The sequence below is a fragment of the Brochothrix campestris FSL F6-1037 genome, assembly GCF_000525915.1.
In the GTDB taxonomy this organism is placed as follows: domain Bacteria; phylum Bacillota; class Bacilli; order Lactobacillales; family Listeriaceae; genus Brochothrix; species Brochothrix campestris.
Genome location: NZ_AODH01000044.1, coordinates 14,617 through 32,666, shown reverse-complemented (window position 1 = coordinate 32,666; position 18,050 = coordinate 14,617). Strand labels below are relative to the sequence as shown.

The window sequence follows — 18,050 nt, the reverse complement described above, 5'->3', positions numbered from 1 at the left end:
CTTTTATTCCTCCTCAAAACGGATAGCGATGGCACGAGCATGTGCATCGAGTCCTTCTTTTGTTGCTAAGTAAATCACATCATCTTTATCACGGGCGAGCGCTTCCTTTGTATACGAAATGTAGGCTGACTTTTTACAAAAATCATCGACATTTAAACCCGAGAAGAAACGAGCCGTACCACTCGTCGGCAACACATGATTCGGGCCGGCTAAATAATCGCCCAACGGTTCCGACGCATACGCTCCGAGAAAAATCGATCCCGCATGCTTAATTAGTGGTAAGTACTCAAACGCCCCTTCAACCTGTACTTCTAAATGCTCTGGCGCAATCGCGTTAACAATCGCAAACGCCTCTGTTAACGACGAAGCAATAAAGGCGGTGCCGTAACTGTCTATCGCTGCCTTTGCAATCGCTGCACGTGGTAAAGTGATTAATTGACGCTCGATTTCAGCCGTTACGGCAGTTGCTAACGTTTCTGACGTCGTCACCAATAAGGCCCGCGAACGAACATCGTGTTCAGCCTGTGACAAGAGATCGGCGGCGATGTAACGTGGATTAGCCTGTTCATCCGCAATCACAACGATTTCAGATGGACCAGCAATCATATCAATACTCACCTGCCCATACACTTGCTTTTTAGCGGTGGCAACGTACATATTCCCAGGTCCGACGATTTTATCGACTGCTGGCACTGATTCCGTGCCGTAGGCGAGAGCGGCAATCGCCTGTACACCACCTAAGGCATATACTTCGTCAACGCCCGCAATTTTGGCCGCTGCTAAAATGTATCGATTTACACCCGTTTTACCCGGTGGTGTTACCATCGCAATCCGAGGCACACCCGCAATTTTAGCCGGGATGACATTCATTAACACCGATGATGGGTATGCCGCTGTGCCACCTGGGACATAAACACCTACCGCTTCGAGTGGACGGATTAACTGGCCGCGGATAATGCCACTTGCGGGTGTATCCATAAAGCTCGTCCGTTTTTGCTGCTCATGATACGACACAATGTTACGCTGCGCATGTTCAAGTGCCGTAATAAAGGCGGGTTCAACTGCGGCATAAGCCGCATCGATTTCTGTTTGCGCGACACGGAACCGTGGCAGTGTTAAGCCATCAAATTGTTCCGTATAGGCGTGTAGGGCCGTATCGCCATCTGCGCGTACCGTTGCAATCATTTCACTCACCTGGCGCTCGATTGCCTCAATGTCAGCCGTTTCAGCCGTTTCCCAATCAGCTAGTAACTGTTTGGCACCGCTCGCATTTGTTTGAATCTGTTTCATTCTGCCTCGCCCCCTTGTTGTAAGTAAGCATCCAACTGGTCAATCAAATTAAAAATCGGTGTTGTTTGTTTTTTCAAAGCCGTCCGGTTGACGATTAAACGCGCGGAGATCGGTGCCAGTTTGTCAAATATAACAAGACCATTTTCACGTAAGGTTTCACCTGTTTCAACGATGTCTACGATGGCATCAGCTAACCCTAAAAGCGGGGCAATTTCAACCGACCCTTCAATCTTGATGATTTCGACATCCTGACCTTTCTCACGAAAATAGTTGGCCGCGACGTTCGGGTACTTTGTTGCAATCACTTTACGGCGCGGACTCGTTGGCTCATAACTAGCAACCGAGGCAAGGCAAAAATCACAGGCACCGAACTGTAAATCGAGCATTTCATAATCATCTTTACCATTTTCTAGCAAGACATCTTTGCCAACAATCCCAATATCGGCCACGCCGTGCTCAACATAGGTTAAAACATCGACTGCTTTTACTAAAATGAAACGGATGTCGGTGTTGGCACTTGTTAAAATTAATTTACGACCCTTCTCGCGTACCTCTGTGCAATCAATTCCTAGTTGTTCAAAAAGGGCAATCGTTTGTTTTTCTAAGCGACCCTTCGTTAATGCTATTGTAATACTCATACGTTCTCCCCCTATACCTCGATAACTTCTATCCCTGTTTCACTGTATGCTAGCACCCGTTGAAACTGATGCTCACGTGCATACGTAAGCGACTCTGTTAACGTTGCGCATAAGCTTAATTCCGTCTGTGGTGTCGCTGTTAAAGCCGCGACTTCACAGGCATACACATCGTAATGAACAAGTGTGCGAATCATTTTATTCGTTGGACTCACCGGTTCGTGTTGTTTCAAGCGAACCACTTCGTCAAGGTTAATGCCCAAGCCAACAGCCGTACGCTTCTCGCCCCCAAACCGTTGAAACAGTTCATCGTAGCGCCCACCGCTAAGAAATTCTTGCGCCGACGTGTTTGTATAGCCTCTAAAAATAACGCCCGTATAATAATCAAACGTTTGCACCATCCCTAAATCGACTGATAAATAACGGCCGTACCCCATCATTTCGAGCTGTGCAATCAATTGACCCATTCGTTGCAGCGCAGCTTTGATTGTTGGTGATGTCGTTAATGCAACCGCCCGTTTAATCGTCGTAGGTGTGCCAAACAAACGGGGCAATTGCAATAACAAAGCTTCTTCTGCTCGGTATTGTTTCGCAAACTCGCGCATTCCTGATAAACTCTTTGATTCGAGCAAGCTCGCCAACTGTTGTTGGGCCGCTGCGTCCAGTTGTAACTCCTTCGTTAAAGATTGATAAATGGCCGCATGACCAATTTCAATCGTTACATCGGTAATTGCCAACACCTTGAACATCTCAATCACACTGGCAACCGCTTCAACCTCGGCCTTTAACGGATCCCCACCAATAATTTCAATCCCACTTTGCATTTGCTCATTGTTTTTGCCAGTGAATTCGTCATACACCCTAAAAACCTTACCACTGTATGTTAATTTCAATGGACCTTCTAACCCAATCGTTGAGACAACGCGACCAATCGGCAAGGTCATATCAGGACGCAAGGCTAGGGTGCGGCCGCGTTTATCAAAAAATTGATACAAATGCGGATCACGTTCATCAAGTGTATTCGAAAAAATCTCCTTATATTCAAACGTCGGTGTTTCAATTTGTTGATAGCCGCGTTGATAAAAACTGCTCAAAATTGCATATGACACCTCTGTCATCCGTCGTGATTCATCAAATAATTTATCCCTCGTACCATACGGTAACGCCCGATTCCAACTCATATTACCCCTCCAACTTTCGTTATCCTTTATCTTGTTACTATAGTACCGTACTAAAGCGTTTTTAGCAACCCTTCTTTTAAATATATAATTGCAAATATTCAGACTTTTGTCAAAATAAAAAAAGAACTGACAGTATCTGTCAGTTCCAGATTGGAGACAAAATTGAATTAACCCGCTTTTAATTCCGAACAAACTGCAAACTCGCTTCTTGCGACGGTAAATAGTCGCTGACCTTTTCCCTTCCAATTTATTCGAAGTTGAACGAGCTGCTTTCGCTTTTATTTTACAACGCGTTTAGCAAATGTGGGTTTATAATATTTAATCGCTGTTACTTTTACCTTATCACCTGGTTTTGGCGCATGTATCATTTGACCATTACCGATACAAACCGCGACATGATATGCTGCTTTTTCACTCCCGTAAAACAACAGGTCGCCAGCCTTAACTTTCGAAACCGCAATTTTTTTCGCTTTCACCTGCGCCTGTTGTTGCGAGGTGCGTGGCAGTTTATTATTAACGGCCTTTTTATAAACGTATTGAGTTAGGCCCGAACAATCAAACCCTTTAGTTGTTGTGCCACCAGTTTTATATTTAACACCGATTGTTTTTTTTGCCTCTTGTACAATTTTAGTTTGTTTTGATACAGCTGCTGAAGTTGGTTGGACGGGTGTCGTAGCCGTTAGCACGACCACAAGTGTAATCACTGCTATAAAGAATTTCACGTCTTATCCTCCTAGCTCCTAATGATGTTTATTTTTTAAATTATAACATCGCCATGTTACAAACATGTTGCAATTGTACGTATATTACGTATCCTTTTTGCACTATCTTTATACTGATAACACTTGTTTTTTTATAAAATACTATTTAGTCGCAGTAACCATTCATGGGTAACTAACCGTGGATAAATTAAAATTTGCTTTGCATCCTTATTATTTAACTGATAGTTTGTAATGATAAAATCTGTCCGCTGTAACACTTCTTTTCCTGATTCGACGATTTTCACACAGACACGCTTCCCATAATAAGCCTCAATTAGCGCTTGTAACTGTCGTTGCTTATAATGAGGAAAACTGGCATGAATGAGCACCTTTTTAACCTCAATTAACCGGTATTCGAGTTGAAAATTTCGATTTAGCTCATCAATATAAGCCAGCATAAAATAACGTTGTTGTTCACTCGTCTCCAACAAAAGACTGTTTCGCTCCAGGAGTTCTTCAACGATCTCATACCATGGAAAATGTGTCTGCCACTCCCTCAAACGTTGTTCAGAGCAATCGTCGACAACATACAAAACGTCTCGTTTATATAAATAATGCCATCCTAAGACTGTCACAGCAGCGAGTTTCGCTGCCTCAGGCAACTGAGCAAGTCGTTGTCGCTCAGCAAACTCATCAATGAGTGATACGAGTGCTCCTCTTAACTTATCGCTAACTTTAAAGTCTGCCACAGGCATTATGCCACACAAAAAATAACGTGGGAGTAATTGCGCCATCATTTCATCTGTCATAAACATTTGAAAATGATGATTCAGCACACGTCTAAAAAAAGCATAACCCAACCACTTTCGATAGGCCGCTTCCTCATAATATATATTATCACAATCATCAAAATGCCCTTGTCGCAGACGAATAGCGGCTGCAACTAAAAAAAAAAATAAGCACTAGCGACTTCTCCCTCTCCTAGTTGGATATCGCTAGAAGAACTAACATTACGGAAAAACTCACTATATAATGATTCTTGTTCCAATTTTTGCGTGCTAATATCTGTTATTGCCACTAGTTTGAGTAATTTTTGATAAAACTGTCGAACCGCTCGCTCAACCCCCATCATTTTAATCTGTGAATGGGATAAAATTAAACGAAAAGGCAGTTTTCGCCTGTGAAAATACGCATTCCATTTCCGGATGATACTCCGTACCCACGACTCTGACGTGTAACAACACTCGGCCACGCTTTTAACAGATGGTTCCCCCTCAAGCACAGTTGCTAATAACATTATCGCTGATGACTGTTTAATTAAGCATTGTCGAATGTATTCAACATCGACTTGATGAGTTTTCACCAACTGAACGTTGTTATTGTTTATCTCGATAATTTGACTTAACTCATTGATTTCTGATATATCTTGTAGCAGGATAAATTTACAACACACAATCCGTTGCATCACTGCCGTTAAACTCAGATCTTGCTGTTGTAATAAGGTGAGTAAAGTGAGTTTACGAACGAGATGTTTTTCCAAAATGACATCCATGTCGCCCTCCTCTATTCATTTTAATCGGCACTTGACTGATTACATATCCAGTATAACGAGCACTTTTTACCATGTCGACTAATAAAACAAAAAGTGGCTAACTCCTTATTATTAACTAGTAATTTTCTGAATTTTTTAAAATTCAACTAGCTATTAATTAAATACATGGTATAGTTAAAGTGAGTGGAGGTGAAATATATGAACATGCATCCTGTTGTTTCAGAAACAATCAGTAGTATTGGATATAACCAAACAAAACAAGAATTACATGTTAAATTAGCAGCCACAACATACGCATATTTGAATGTACCTTCTTATATTTTCCAAGGACTGATGTCCGCAGCGTCAAAAGGAGAATATTATAACGTTTACATCGAAAACAGCTTTGAATTCCGATCAGTCGTTGAAGCGTAAAGATATATCATAATCTTGAGTCCAAATGGATTCAGGGTTTTTTTTGACCTTAATCTGAAAAAAAGACCCCGAGACAATCGCTTTTTAAGCGGATGCTTCGGGGTCTTTTTTGAACGATTACTTTGAAAGAACGTTTTATTCAGCGTCGATTGGAATAAATGAATCGTCTAAGATTTTACGTAAAACAGCTGCAGAATTTTCCATTTCTGCCTGTTCTTCTGCATTCAATGGGACTTCGGCAATTTTTTTAATTCCGTGAGCACCAACAACCGCAGGTGTACCAATGTAGACGTCTTTAAGACCATAGTTTTCGCCATCCATGTAAACACTTAATGGTAACACAGCATTTTCATTGTTTAGAATCGCACGTGTAATACGAGCTAATGCACTGGCCACACCATAGTATGTTGCACCCTTACGTTCGATGATGTAGTAGGCTGCATCACGAACCTCTGACAAGATTTTTTTCTTTTTTGTTCTTTGCATAATTCACCAGTCCATGCTTCAATTGGTAAGTTCCCAATACGGATGTTTGACCATGCGATGAATTCTGAATCACCGTGTTCACCCAATACATAACCGTGAACACTACCCGCTTCAACATGTACAAGCTCAGCTAATGTTTGACGTAAACGAGCTGTATCGAGTGACGTACCTGAACCAATAACGCGTTCTGGAGGGAATCCTGTCCATTTCATTGTTGCGTATGAGAGGATATCAACAGGGTTTGCTGCTAGTAAGAAGATGCCGTTAAAGTCTGTTTTCATGATTTCATTTAATATTGATTTTAAAATACGGAGGTTACGAGACACGAGTTGCAAACGTGTTTCTCCTGGTTTTTGGGCGGTTCCAGCTGTTATACAAATAATATCTGCATCGCCACAATCTGAGTAATCAGCTGAATATACTTTCATTGGTGATAAAAATGGTAAGGCATGTTTTAAGTCTAATGCATCGCCTTCTGTACGTGCTTTATCTACATCTATAATACCTAGTTCGTTACCGATACCTTGGTTTACTAATGAGAATGCGTATGCTGAACCAACTGCACCGTCACCTACTAAGATTACTTTTTTTGTTGTTTGGAATTTTAATTGTCATTGTTATTCCCCCTGCATTTGTTTTTGTAATTTACACCCTCATTATAAGTTTAATCGATACTATAAAACAACATGATAATACATTTTTCTGCATAAAACACATTAGATATGAACAAGATGTGTCCACCTTCCAATATTGACACACCAATGATTGAAAGCGTTTTTACAAGTATTTAGATTGTCACTTTTTAGACATTTTCTATGCATCCCTATTACAATAACATTGATAGCGTTTTCTTTCTTTCTTTTTTTATAAATTACGATTTTAGACTTATTTCCCTCATCTATATATATAGTCTTACATGTATACTTATGTAGTAAAAGATAACTACATCTTTGAACATATCTTACAAATAGAATAGGAGTCGATTATTAATGAATGAATGGATGCAAATTTACAATCCATTAGACAACATCGCGTTATCAGGCATCGTCGCAGCTTTGCCAATCATCACCTTTTTACTTTGTTTAACTGTCTTTAAATTACAAGGATACATTTCAGGTCTTATCAGTATCATCGTGGCTGCAATTATCGCAATGACTGTTTATGATTTCCCCATTCAAAAGGTTTTTGGTGCAACAACACTCGGTGTCTTATCAGCCATCTGGCCAGTTGCTAGTATTATTATCACTGCCATCTTCCTCTATAAATTAACTGTCAAAACCGGTTATTTTGAAATCATCAAGAGTTCGATTACTTCGGTAACAGCCGACCAACGGATTCAAGTTATTATCGTAGCATTCGCCTTCGGAGCTTTCCTCGAAGGGGCGGCCGGATTCGGTGCACCTGTAGCGATTACAGCTGCAATATTAGTTGGTTTAGGTTTCAAACCACTTTATGCAGCGGGCCTTTGTTTACTCGCCAACATCGCAGGTGGAGCCTACGGGGCGATGGGGATTCCCGTATCATCACCAGCCCTTTTAACTGGCTTAGATGCGCTTGACGTCTCTGCTTACACATCTGTCTTAATGCCAATTCTTTCTATTATAATTGTGTTCATTTTAATCTTCGCGATTGATGGTTTCAAAGGGATTCGTCAAACGCTACCAGCTATTTTAGTCAGTGGCGGTGTATTTGCCGGCGTACAATACTTAATCCTCAATACGATTGGACCGGCTCTCGTTGATATTTTCGCGGCACTTGCAAGCCTAATCGCGCTCATCATTTTATTACGTTTTTGGCAACCAAAAGATATCTATCGTATCAATAAAGCCGAAAAAGTCACACCGCTTGAACAAAAAACAAACTATTCAATGACACAAATCATTTTCGCTTGGTTACCATTTATTCTTTTAACTGTTTTTGTAACCGTACTTAACTTGAACCCAGTTAAAGCTTTATTCGCAGCTGGTGGCCCGTTAGAGAAACTGATTTTCTTCATTCAAATTCCGGGTCTACATAACACCGTTATTCAATCCGCACCAGTTGTTGAAGCTCAAATGACAATGGCCGCTATTTTCAAACTTGATTTATTTACCAATACAACAACCGCCATTGCTTTAGCTGGGTTGTTAACGATGATCATCTTCAAAGTAAGTTTCAAAACGTATAAAGACACGGCAATCGAAACCGTCAAAGAATTATGGCGCCCAATCTTAACCATCTGTAGCGTTTTAGCACTATCATTTATCTGTACATACTCAGGAATATCTGCCACAATGGGGATTGCACTTGCAAGTACAGGTAGCTTGTTCCCACTATTCTCGCCAGTACTTGGTTGGTTAGGTGTATTCTTAACAGGTTCTGTCGTTAATAGTGGCTCATTATTCGCGCCACTGCAAGCGGTAACCGCCACTCAAATTGGTGTCGACCCTGCCTTCCTGGTCGCGATTAACGTCCTCGGTGGCGACATGGCTAAAATGTTATCACCACAATCAATTGCTGTTGCAACCGCTGCTGTTGGACTCGTAGGTCGTGAAAGTCAACTCTTCAAGTTCACAGTGAAATACAGCATATCTTTCTTAATTATCGTTGGCTTGTTCAGTCTTTTTTACTCAATGATTTTTATGTAGCATTACAAATGAAACAGACTTCATGTTCTTTGGAATTCTATTACAGTGACTTTTTTACGAGATGATAAGACTGGATAGAACGGCTGTTATGTCCTCTAGTTCAATCAACCAGAAACTGTCACCTTTCAGAAAAATGGCAACGACGGTAAATAGTCGCCTTCATTTCTCTTCCAACCGGTTGATTTCACTTTCGTTCTAGGCATGACGAGCGAGCAAGTCGTAATGACCTAGAACAGCGTCTATTTTCAGTCCGAAACAGCGCCCTTCATATAAGAAGGGCGCTGTTTTTGTGTATAGCTTTTAATTTGAACAAGCTGTGCTTTAGATGTCTGCCAAACAGACGGTGTATCTGTGTGGGAATGCCTCTACACCCCTTTTAAAAACGGGCAGATTGTAGACAAAGTTAAATCAAACTGCTTTTTCTGTAAAAAGTGGTCAAGCGACTTGGCTACGAGATGATAGCGCTGAATCGAAATGCTGTTATCTCCTCTCATTCAATCAGCAAACTTCTATGATGTTTCATGGAAAAGTAGCGTCGGGAAATAGTCGAGATGTTATTTTCTCCAATCACTGCAGTGTAGAACGGCTTTAAATTACTTTCGTTCTAGGAACGTCGAGCGAACAAGTCGTAATAACCTATAACCGCGGTTATCTTCAGTCTCAAGGGTTAATTTTCTTTTTGTAACCAGTCTGCTGGATAAGTCACATAAACGAAACGGGCATCACCTGTTACTGAAAATTGAATCGCGCTCCCTTTAGGGATTAAGAGGATTTCACCTGGTCCTGCGGAGATGGTTCGTCCGTCAATGATGACATCTAAACGACCCTCAATAATATAATCAATTTCATCGTAGGCCAGTTCCCAGTCAAAAGTTGTGTCCCTCATTACCATCAATCCACAGCCTAAGCGAGGACTTTCAGTTAACGAGACCAAGTCTTTACAATAGACAACATCCGAGGGGTTTCCTGTATCTAAACGATCATCTTCTGAAACATCTAATTGCGGTAACTTAATCGCGATTACGCCACTGGGATCGACCTGACGATCCGCTGCAATCCCTTTTTCTAACAATAGTTGACGAACAAGTGCTTCAATCGCACTACGGTCTAGTTGAGTCATAACATTAACCTCCGTTATTTTTTAGTTGTTTTCAGCATGCGGTTAGCCATGTACATTGCCACAAAAATGGCTGTAATCCCACCAACAATTTTACCGACCATCATCGGAAAAATCATTGATGGAGCCACGCCCGCTGTAAATCCTAAATGATCCCCTAATACAAATGAAGCAGAAACAGCAAACGCGACGTTAATAATTTTACCGCGGTTATCCATGTCTTTCATCATTTGAAACATCGGAATACTGTTCGCTAAAGTTGCCACCATCCCTGCGGCTGCGATATCATTCATACCGAGTACTTTTCCTAACCCGAGCAATTGTTTTTTGAACACTTTCGTAATCACAAACACTAAGCAGAAAGCTCCAGCTAAGGTTAAGGCGATACTCCCGACAACTTCAATCCCTTCAGTAACGGGTGTCAAACCTTTAATAAGTGTCACATCAAGCAATTGTTGGGTTGCGCCGATTGCTAAGCCTAGAATTGCGACAACAACGACACCTTTACCAAAGACCGTGAATCCTTTAATCATTGCATCAGGCTTAAACCAAAGGCCTGCCATTATAATGAGGGCAACTAACACAATTGGCACAAGGTTGTGTAACAACATCCCGATTGGGAAGCCTGCCACAAGTCCTCCAATTAAACAGCCGAGCGGAATGGTAATTAAACCACATAACACACCGGTTGCTAAATACTGATTATCTTCTTTTTTGATGATACCAAGTGCTACTGGAATCGTAAACACAAGTGTCGGCCCCATCATTGCACCTAAAATCGTCCCCGCAAACAGACCGGCTGCTGGTGTTTGTGCCATTTCAACAGCGAGGTTAAAACCACCCATGTCATTCGCTAGTAATGTTGTCGCAAACATCGCTGGATCTGCCCCTAAAAAGCTATAAACAGGCACAATGACTGGACTTAATATTTTGGCTAGTATGGGTGCAATTGTAATAATCCCGACCATCGATAAGGTCAAGGCGCCCATTGCCATAATACCTTCTTCGAACTTTTCACCTAAACCAAATTTATTGCCAATGCATTTATCAATCGCACCTAAGATCATAAATAGCACCATGATGTACATAATAATTTCATTAATACTCATTGTTTCCCTCCTGATTGGTGATGTTATTTGTATGTGCTGCGCCACGATCGACAGAGTCGATAATACCAATAATCATTGCATCGACCGGCACCTGTTCATTTTCTGCCCCTGCGCGTGCGGCACTACCTTCAGTCACGAGCACTAAATCATCTAAGCCTGCTCCAACTATATCAGCGGCGACGAGTGACCGTTTGGCACTCGTTTGTTCGTCTGTGATGACCGCGACAATTAAAAAGGTCATGCCGTTTAACTGTTCGTGTTTGCGCGTAGACCATAAACTTCCGGTTACTTTTCCAATTAGCATAATCTGCGACTCCTTTCTACGTAAACGTCAACATAATCTTATTTTCCCGTAAATAATCGTGTGCCAATGCCGTCACGATTGTCTGTTGTGAGCAGCTAATTTCTGTTGCCCCCTCCGCGACGAGTGCCTGCACGCGTTGTGCTGTTAACACCGCTTTCGGCGCTCCTGTTGAAAACAACTTTCGTTTGAGGCGTTGTTGTAAAATCACTTCACAGCATTCATTGCGCGTGACGAACGTGACACCGTAACGTTCAAGTGTCACGTTAATCTGTTGCACTTCTTGATACAGAGCATAGCGTGCCGTTTTACGTATGCTCGCTAAAACGGTCTGACTCGTTAGCATGATGAGTGGTTTTCCCGCTAACAAATGCTCACACAACGTTTCTTCGCCTGCTTGTGGCACGATTTTCGCAAGTCGAGCTAACCGAGTTAACGGCAGTAGCCCACACAATATAACGTCGGCCTCGTCCGTAGCACAACAAGATGTCACACGAAACACCGCGCTTAGGCGAGCTAACTCCGTCGGGTTTAAAGTTGCCTCCAACACGAGTAATACGGGCTTATCCTGTTGTTCAAGACGGCTCATTAGCACGTCAGTCACCTGCGTAACGAGTGCCTCAAACACCGGCCCATTCATTACAACCCACTCTTTTTAAGCACTTCACCACGACTACCCGGTTTTAAACCACAGGCATTGGCTTCGTCATAATCGATATGCATCGTTGTTGCAAATTTATCACTGACACGAATGACGACATCATCAAAAATAAGCGGGCGATAGCCATCGATTTTAACTTGGACAATTTCACCCTTTGTTACCTTAAAACGACGCGCATCTTCTTCCGTCATATGAATATGACGTTTTGCTACAATTAAACCAGTTTTTAAAATCACACTGCGTTCGCCATTAATGAGCACGATGCCCGGTGTTCCTGCGATGTCACCTGATTCACGTACTGGCACACGTAAACCGAGTGTCGTCGCATCAGTCGCACTAATTTCAACCTGAGACGCTTGTCGTTCTGGTCCTAAAATCACGACATTTTGAAATGAATTTTTACCACTAGCAATCGTGATTCGCTCTTTGCACGCATATTGACCTGGCTGTGATAAATCTTTTGCCTTTGTTAATTGATAGCCTTCACCGAACAGCGCATCGATTGTTGCGCGATCAAGATGCACATGACGGCCTGAGCCTTCAACAAGCACGGTGTTAGTTGTTATCTCTGGTTGAATTCGTTTGACGATTTCATCCACAAGTTGTTCGATATTTGTCATTTTCAAGACCTCCAATTCAATAAAAAAATAGAAAGGGTCTGGATATACTGACCCTCCATGCCCTTTCTATCGCGTTAACTTCTCACTACTTATAAAGATTTTGGTAAAATCGCATCAACATCTGTATGAGGGCGTGGAATAACGTGAACAGATAATAGTTCACCAACACGTTCACAGGCTGCTGCACCAGCATCAGTTGCCGCTTTAACAGCACCAACATCTCCACGTACCATTACTGTTACTAAACCGCCACCAACTTGTTCTTTACCGATTAATTGCACGTTAGCTGCTTTCACCATTGCGTCTGCTGCTTCAATTGCTCCAACTAAACCTTTTGTTTCGACCATTCCTAATGCGTTATTCATAATATAATTCCTCCTATTAGTTGTGTATTTATTAGTATAATAAGGTGACGTACGAGACGCTCCTTATTAATGTAATCGTTCTAAGACTTTCTCAATCAAGCTATTAATTAGTTCTTCCTGCGCATCATTTGTTGTTGCAGGTGTTTCGCCGCGTAATTCTTCAAGTTCACGGACACCATAGGCGATACGGCGAATGTTGAACAGGTTTGTAGGGCTAATATTATCTGATGTTGAACTGCCACCAACTGCACCACAGCCTAACGTTAAGGCCGGCATAAGGTTCGTTGTCGCGCCAATGCCACCTAAGGCACCAGGTGTGTTGACTAATAAGCGTGACACCGGTTTATGCAAGGCAAACTCGCGAATGATTTGTTTATCCTCAGAGTGAATCACCATCGTATGACCGGCACCTTCTTGGTTTAAAATATCGATACAAAGCGCACAGGCTGCTTCAGCTGTTGCCGTTGTATAGAAGGCTAAAATCGGTGCGAGTTTCTCACGCGAGTAAGGTGCTTTTGGTCCTACCCGTGTTTCTTCAGCAATGAGCACGCGGGCTGTTTGTGGAACGTTTAAACCTGCTAAATCGGCAATTCGCTGCACTGACTTCCCGACGATTTGTGGATTCATCGTACCATTTGCCCGCATGATGAATTGTTCCAGCTGCTTCGCTTCGGCCACTGATAAAAAGTAGCCCCCTTGCTGTTCAAGTTCAGCCACAACAGCTGCCTTACTTACTTCTTCGACAACGATAGATTGTTCAGATGCACAGATTGTTCCGTTATCAAACGTTTTTGAATCAAGGATGTGTTTGACTGCCTGTTTAATGTTAGCCGAGCGTTCAATAAAGGCCGGTCCGTTACCAGGTCCGACACCAATTGCTGGCGTACCTGATGAATAGGCTGCTTTGACCATTGCCGAACCACCTGTTGCTAATATAATCGCCGTATCATTATGCTTCATTAATTCGCTCGTGCCTTGCATTGTCGCCTTACTCATACAGCCGACTAAACCTACGGGTCCGCCCACGCTTTCAATTGCTTCGTTAATAACGGCAATTGTTGCCAAAATACTGTTTAATGCATTTGGATGTGGCGAAAAGACAATACCGTTACCCGCCTTGATTGAAATAAGTGCTTTGTACATCACAGTTGACGTTGGATTGGTTGAGGGAATCAAACCAGCAACCACACCCATCGGAACAGCTACTTCCATTATGCCAGTAGTTGTATCGTCACTTAAAACACCAATTGTTTTCATATCTTTGATTTGTTCAAAGACCACTTTTGAACCGAAGGCATTTTTAATCACCTTATCTTGCCAAAGACCAAAGCCAGTTTCTTCGTGTGCCATCTTCGCTAATGGTTCACGTTGATCATAACAGGCGTTGGCAATTGCCCGACAAAGATCGTTGATTTTTTCTTGCGGATAGCTAGCTATTTGTTGTTGGGCTGCTTTAGCGGCAGCTAACAAATTGCGTACTTCTTGAATTGATGCCAAGTCTTTATCTAATATCATTTATCTTCACCACTTTCATTATGAGCGAGTAACGCATCGATTAAAGTTTGCTTGTTGGCGAATTTAATATCGCCTTTTTTAATGCGTTTCACTTGGTTTTTTAAGGCCATTTTGCGTAATTGTTCAACCTTTAACTGTTTTAATTGGTCGTAAGCAAAGACGCGCTTAGGAGTAGTCGCTACAACGTCTGGTTGTTTTTTTGCAACGTCTGGTTGTTTTTTTACAATTAACTGTTGTGTCTCTGCATCGAGGCGGGCTATGACATGACTTGCTACAAGGCAACCGAGTGCTTCAGCTGCCATGCGACCACTCTCAATCCCAGCGGTTACCGCACCGACATCGCCCATCACTTGAATCGTTGTTAAGCCACCACTAATGACTTCAGCCTGAATCAATTCGACTTCTGCCGCCTTAACAGTTGCATCGGCTGCCGCTACTGCCCCAAGATAGCCACGCACTTCGATAAGGCCTAACGCTCTATTTTCCATCATTATCGCCACCTTCTAATAGTTAAGCGGATTGGCTGCCACGTCGATAACTGCACGTTCAAATGCATCACAAGCTGCCTTACACGCTGATTGAGTTCCTGTTAACAAGGCGCCACCGAAGTTTGTTTCTGATGGTGGGCCATAAAAAGCAGCTAAACTGACATCGGCTGCCTTTAAGGCAAAATCGAGCGCATAGATGGCTTCCATTGGCGGTGCGATTAAATAGGCCACCGCTTCTCCTTCAGTAATATTTGCCTCTTTTGCTAAATGCGAGCCTGTTCGGGCAATACAATAAGCTAAATAGGGCACGGAATCGTCAGCGTTGGCAGAGATGAATGAGGGGCCATTTTCAATCGTTGCTAACGCAACATCCAATCCACTTGTGACCTCAGCTGGACTCGGCCCCGCAATGATTCCAATCACTTCTCCTGCTAATTTCGTTTGAGCATTGCCCGCGCCACCGTAAAAACTTTTTGCGTAAACGACGTCAACCGGAACAGCTTTGGTCGCTTCATCTAACGCGATATAAGTGACATCATCACAGTCGGCTGTAATAATACCAAGACTACGTTGTGATGAATTAAGGTTTAATTCTTTAGCCATCGCCTCATCGACATTCGAAATAATTTTAGCGCTCAGTACTGTCGTTTTTAATCGATCTGCTTTCATTCAAAATCCCTCCGCTCTTTAGGCTTCTTTTAAATCAATTCCAGATTTTTTCTTATCGAGCATTTCCTTAATAAGTTCAGCGACAAATGCTCCGGCTTCAACTGGTGGTGTTCCACCTTTATGAATATTTGAAATCACGGTACGACGTGCTTCAGGCATACCGACTGTTGGACGGTATGCAATATACGCACTCATCGATTCAGCTGTTACTAGACCTGGACGCTCACCAACAAGTAAACAAACAACATCTGCATCGGTTAATTCACCGATTTTATCCATTGCCGGTACACGACAATGTTTCACAAACACAACCTTTGCAAAATCAAGGTTATACATTTTTAACCCTTGCTTGATTGAGGGTATAATATCACGAATATTGGCACCAATCGCTGCTGAACTCAGACCATCACCGACGACAATTTGTATTTTGGCACTTTTTGTTGTATTCGCCACGATTTTTTGGCACATTTCATCTGAAAAAACACGACCGAGGTCAGGTCGAGTGACATATTCATCTTTATCACGACAAACTGTTTCCGTTGAGATAAATTGCATTTCTTTTACGAGTTCTTCATCGACATACGAGAAAACGGCATCTTGCGCCGCCGCATGATCGGCACGGAAGCGTAAAATTGATTGCGTTTTATAACGAGTGCCGGCACGCCATAAACCAAGACGAGCAGGTGTAAACTGTTTCATCTTCATGTAACCCGCCTCGTCATGAGCATTCGGTACGAAAAATTGTTCTTTGATGATGACATCCGTAATATCAGGAATCATCCCTTCTCCAACGTCCGCAACTGTAGGTTGATATGTCGTTGCTGTTGCACTCTCATCGCTCGCTATAGCAGTAACTGGTGTTTTTTTATCATCAGTCATTTCGGTCAATATCTCTTCAATCATCTGTTTCAAGTCTTTTTCGTTCACAATAGTCACCCTTTCTTATTTAAGAAAAATTGAAGCGTCGCCCGCACGGCTTGTTAATTTACCGTTTTCGCTCAAGCCCATCTTTTCCATCCATTGATCGAATTCACTAATCGGCTTCAGGTTGAAGGTATCTCGTAAGGTTGCTGTTTCATGGTAACCGGTTGTTTGATAGTTCAACATGACATCGTCACCATGAGGAATTCCCATGATGTACGTACAGCCAGCTGCTGTTAACAACACTGATAAGTTTTCGATATCGTTTTGATCTGCCTTCATGTGATTCGTGTAACACACATCGACTCCCATTGAAATACCGGTTAATTTACCCATGAAGTGATCCTCTAATCCGGCACGGATAACTTGTTTTGAATCGTATAAATATTCGGGTCCGATAAAACCAACCACTGTATTGACTAAAAACGGATCGTATTTCTTCGCGAAACCATAACACCGCGCTTCCATTGTTACTTGGTCGCAGCCGTTGTGTGCATCAGATGATAACTCTGATCCTTGACCAGTCTCAAAGTACATCACGTTTGGTCCTGCTGCCGCCCCAGTATCTAAGGCTAATTGCTTCGCCTCACTAATGGTTGAACCGTCAAAGCCAAAGGCAGTATTTCCTTTTTCAGAACCAGCAATCGATTGAAAAACAAGCCCAGTTGGTGCGCCTTGGCGCATCGCTTCCATCTGAGTTTTAACATGGGCTAAGACACAGGTTTGTGTTGGAATATCCCACTCTGAGCGGAAATCTTCAAATCGATGCAAGATACGTTTCACACTTTCAGTTGAATCATCAACCGGGTTGAGCCCAATCACCGCATCACCAATCCCATACGATAGCCCTTCCATTAATGAGGCCATGATGCCATCAGGGTCATCTGTTGGATGATTCGGTTGTAATCGCGCCGAAAAAGTTCCTGCACGTCCAATCGTTGTGTTGGCAGTTTTTTCGATATGGATTTTTTTAGCGGCTACAACTAAATCAAGGTTTGACATTAGCTTCGTAACGGCCGCAATCATTTCAGACGTAAGACCTCGAGAGATATGTTTTATATTAAAATCAGTCGTATTGTTATCGAGTAACCATTCGCGCAGTTCTTCGACTGTCCAATTTTTAATGCTTTCATAAATACGTAGGTTGACTTGATCAATAATAATCCGAGTAACCTCATCTTTTTCATATGGTACTGCAGGGTTGTTAAAAAGATCTTTTAATTGTAACTGGGCTAAAACTACTTTAGCAGCCACCCGTTCTTCAGCGGAATTTGCTGCTACGCCTGCGAGACGGTCACCTGATTTTTCTTCATTCGCTTTAGCCATTACTTCCATTACAGTTTGAAAGGCATACACTTTTCCAAATAAACTTGTTTTCAAAATCATCTTGTTTCCTCC

At 42.3% G+C, this 18,050-nt stretch carries 19 protein-coding genes and 1 pseudogene; 2 read left to right on the top strand and 18 right to left on the bottom strand.

The features are described from left to right. Window positions 1-3: 3 nt before the first annotated feature. The 6 genes from hisD to BCAMP_RS09660 form a co-directional block, all read right to left on the bottom strand. Window positions 4-1,290 (bottom strand): histidinol dehydrogenase, encoded by a 1,287-nt coding sequence (gene hisD, locus BCAMP_RS09685; RefSeq protein ID WP_035315264.1) that lies wholly within the window; start codon window positions 1,288-1,290, stop codon window positions 4-6. Next, window positions 1,287-1,928, bottom strand: coding sequence for an ATP phosphoribosyltransferase (gene hisG / locus BCAMP_RS09680; RefSeq protein WP_035315262.1), 642 nt, complete (start codon window positions 1,926-1,928; stop codon window positions 1,287-1,289). The genes hisD and hisG overlap by 4 nt, the downstream gene beginning before the upstream one ends. Window positions 1,929-1,939: 11 nt before the next feature. Next, complete coding sequence (hisZ, locus tag BCAMP_RS09675; RefSeq protein ID WP_035315261.1) at window positions 1,940-3,106, bottom strand: ATP phosphoribosyltransferase regulatory subunit; 1,167 nt, start codon at window positions 3,104-3,106, stop codon at window positions 1,940-1,942. A 278-nt stretch (window positions 3,107-3,384) separates the two neighbouring features. Next, entirely contained in the window at window positions 3,385-3,828 is a 444-nt protein-coding gene (locus tag BCAMP_RS09670) for a C40 family peptidase (RefSeq protein WP_035315260.1), read from the bottom strand. A gap of 131 nt (window positions 3,829-3,959) precedes the next feature. Next, window positions 3,960-4,667 carry a hypothetical protein gene (locus BCAMP_RS09665; RefSeq protein WP_035315259.1) on the bottom strand — a complete coding sequence of 236 codons (708 nt, stop codon included), beginning with the start codon at window positions 4,665-4,667 and terminating at the stop codon, window positions 3,960-3,962. Window positions 4,668-4,750: 83 nt separating this feature from the next. Next, on the bottom strand, window positions 4,751-5,359 hold the full coding sequence (locus BCAMP_RS09660; RefSeq protein ID WP_035315258.1) for a helix-turn-helix domain-containing protein: 609 nt from the start codon (window positions 5,357-5,359) through the stop codon (window positions 4,751-4,753). A gap of 198 nt (window positions 5,360-5,557) precedes the next feature. Here BCAMP_RS09660 and BCAMP_RS09655 point away from each other — a divergent pair, with 198 nt between their 5' ends. Continuing rightward, on the top strand, window positions 5,558-5,773 hold the full coding sequence (locus BCAMP_RS09655) for a KTSC domain-containing protein (RefSeq protein ID WP_035315256.1): 216 nt from the start codon (window positions 5,558-5,560) through the stop codon (window positions 5,771-5,773). A 135-nt stretch (window positions 5,774-5,908) separates the two neighbouring features. Here BCAMP_RS09655 and BCAMP_RS09650 read toward each other — a convergent pair. Next, window positions 5,909-6,840, bottom strand: a pseudogene (locus BCAMP_RS09650) (L-lactate dehydrogenase). A gap of 408 nt (window positions 6,841-7,248) precedes the next feature. Between BCAMP_RS09650 and BCAMP_RS09645 the strand changes: the two are divergent. Then, entirely contained in the window at window positions 7,249-8,886 is a 1,638-nt protein-coding gene (locus tag BCAMP_RS09645) for a lactate permease LctP family transporter (protein ID WP_035315254.1), read from the top strand. Window positions 8,887-9,553: 667 nt separating this feature from the next. On the opposite strand, the gene BCAMP_RS09640 is transcribed toward BCAMP_RS09645, so the two are convergent. The 11 genes from BCAMP_RS09640 to BCAMP_RS09590 all read right to left on the bottom strand — a co-directional run bounded on the left by BCAMP_RS09640 (window position 9,554) and on the right by BCAMP_RS09590 (window position 18,038). Beyond that, complete coding sequence (locus tag BCAMP_RS09640) at window positions 9,554-10,006, bottom strand: cupin domain-containing protein (protein ID WP_035315253.1); 453 nt, start codon at window positions 10,004-10,006, stop codon at window positions 9,554-9,556. 14 nt (window positions 10,007-10,020) lie between these two features. Further along, the gene (gene eutH / locus BCAMP_RS09635) at window positions 10,021-11,112 is read right to left on the bottom strand and encodes an ethanolamine utilization protein EutH (protein ID WP_035315252.1); all 1,092 of its coding nucleotides are present in this window, start codon (window positions 11,110-11,112) and stop codon (window positions 10,021-10,023) included. Further along, entirely contained in the window at window positions 11,102-11,416 is a 315-nt protein-coding gene (locus BCAMP_RS09630; protein WP_035315251.1) for a EutN/CcmL family microcompartment protein, read from the bottom strand. The genes eutH and BCAMP_RS09630 overlap by 11 nt, the downstream gene beginning before the upstream one ends. Before the next feature lie 16 nt (window positions 11,417-11,432). Next, window positions 11,433-12,053 carry a hypothetical protein gene (locus BCAMP_RS09625; RefSeq protein WP_035315250.1) on the bottom strand — a complete coding sequence of 207 codons (621 nt, stop codon included), beginning with the start codon at window positions 12,051-12,053 and terminating at the stop codon, window positions 11,433-11,435. After that, on the bottom strand, window positions 12,053-12,694 hold the full coding sequence (eutD, locus tag BCAMP_RS09620; protein ID WP_035315247.1) for an ethanolamine utilization phosphate acetyltransferase EutD: 642 nt from the start codon (window positions 12,692-12,694) through the stop codon (window positions 12,053-12,055). The genes BCAMP_RS09625 and eutD overlap by 1 nt, the downstream gene beginning before the upstream one ends. A gap of 89 nt (window positions 12,695-12,783) precedes the next feature. After that, window positions 12,784-13,059, bottom strand: coding sequence for an ethanolamine utilization microcompartment protein EutM (eutM, locus tag BCAMP_RS09615; protein WP_156921215.1), 276 nt, complete (start codon window positions 13,057-13,059; stop codon window positions 12,784-12,786). A 66-nt stretch (window positions 13,060-13,125) separates the two neighbouring features. Further along, entirely contained in the window at window positions 13,126-14,574 is a 1,449-nt protein-coding gene (locus BCAMP_RS09610; RefSeq protein WP_051457024.1) for an acetaldehyde dehydrogenase (acetylating), read from the bottom strand. Further along, window positions 14,571-15,062: a BMC domain-containing protein gene (locus BCAMP_RS09605; protein WP_035315245.1), complete on the bottom strand. Its 492-nt coding sequence runs from the start codon at window positions 15,060-15,062 to the stop codon at window positions 14,571-14,573. The genes BCAMP_RS09610 and BCAMP_RS09605 overlap by 4 nt, the downstream gene beginning before the upstream one ends. A gap of 15 nt (window positions 15,063-15,077) precedes the next feature. After that, window positions 15,078-15,731 (bottom strand): ethanolamine utilization microcompartment protein EutL, encoded by a 654-nt coding sequence (gene eutL, locus BCAMP_RS09600; protein ID WP_035315244.1) that lies wholly within the window; start codon window positions 15,729-15,731, stop codon window positions 15,078-15,080. Between the two features lie 18 nt (window positions 15,732-15,749). Continuing rightward, window positions 15,750-16,511 (bottom strand): ethanolamine ammonia-lyase subunit EutC, encoded by a 762-nt coding sequence (eutC, locus tag BCAMP_RS09595; protein WP_408605192.1) that lies wholly within the window; start codon window positions 16,509-16,511, stop codon window positions 15,750-15,752. 162 nt (window positions 16,512-16,673) lie between these two features. Continuing rightward, a complete protein-coding gene (locus BCAMP_RS09590; protein ID WP_035315241.1) occupies window positions 16,674-18,038 on the bottom strand; it encodes an ethanolamine ammonia-lyase subunit EutB in 1,365 nt (454 codons plus the stop codon). Window positions 18,039-18,050 lie beyond the last annotated feature (12 nt).

What these genes read in the sequence shown, in the direction of transcription:
- hisD (WP_035315264.1), bottom strand. Translation starts at nt 1,290, where the DNA reads ATGAAACAGATTCAAACAAATGCGAGCGGTGCCAAACAGTTACTAGCT.
- hisG (WP_035315262.1), bottom strand. Translation starts at nt 1,928, where the DNA reads ATGAGTATTACAATAGCATTAACGAAGGGTCGCTTAGAAAAACAAACG.
- hisZ (WP_035315261.1), bottom strand. Translation starts at nt 3,106, where the DNA reads ATGAGTTGGAATCGGGCGTTACCGTATGGTACGAGGGATAAATTATTT.
- BCAMP_RS09660 (WP_035315258.1), bottom strand. Translation starts at nt 5,359, where the DNA reads ATGGATGTCATTTTGGAAAAACATCTCGTTCGTAAACTCACTTTACTC.
- BCAMP_RS09655 (WP_035315256.1), top strand. Translation starts at nt 5,558, where the DNA reads ATGAACATGCATCCTGTTGTTTCAGAAACAATCAGTAGTATTGGATAT.
- BCAMP_RS09645 (WP_035315254.1), top strand. Translation starts at nt 7,249, where the DNA reads ATGAATGAATGGATGCAAATTTACAATCCATTAGACAACATCGCGTTA.
- BCAMP_RS09640 (WP_035315253.1), bottom strand. Translation starts at nt 10,006, where the DNA reads ATGACTCAACTAGACCGTAGTGCGATTGAAGCACTTGTTCGTCAACTA.
- eutH (WP_035315252.1), bottom strand. Translation starts at nt 11,112, where the DNA reads ATGAGTATTAATGAAATTATTATGTACATCATGGTGCTATTTATGATC.
- BCAMP_RS09630 (WP_035315251.1), bottom strand. Translation starts at nt 11,416, where the DNA reads ATGCTAATTGGAAAAGTAACCGGAAGTTTATGGTCTACGCGCAAACAC.
- BCAMP_RS09625 (WP_035315250.1), bottom strand. Translation starts at nt 12,053, where the DNA reads ATGAATGGGCCGGTGTTTGAGGCACTCGTTACGCAGGTGACTGACGTG.
- eutD (WP_035315247.1), bottom strand. Translation starts at nt 12,694, where the DNA reads ATGACAAATATCGAACAACTTGTGGATGAAATCGTCAAACGAATTCAA.
- eutM (WP_156921215.1), bottom strand. Translation starts at nt 13,059, where the DNA reads ATGAATAACGCATTAGGAATGGTCGAAACAAAAGGTTTAGTTGGAGCA.
- BCAMP_RS09610 (WP_051457024.1), bottom strand. Translation starts at nt 14,574, where the DNA reads ATGATATTAGATAAAGACTTGGCATCAATTCAAGAAGTACGCAATTTG.
- BCAMP_RS09605 (WP_035315245.1), bottom strand. Translation starts at nt 15,062, where the DNA reads ATGGAAAATAGAGCGTTAGGCCTTATCGAAGTGCGTGGCTATCTTGGG.
- eutL (WP_035315244.1), bottom strand. Translation starts at nt 15,731, where the DNA reads ATGAAAGCAGATCGATTAAAAACGACAGTACTGAGCGCTAAAATTATT.
- eutC (WP_408605192.1), bottom strand. Translation starts at nt 16,511, where the DNA reads ATGATTCCTGATATTACGGATGTCATCATCAAAGAACAATTTTTCGTA.
- BCAMP_RS09590 (WP_035315241.1), bottom strand. Translation starts at nt 18,038, where the DNA reads ATGATTTTGAAAACAAGTTTATTTGGAAAAGTGTATGCCTTTCAAACT.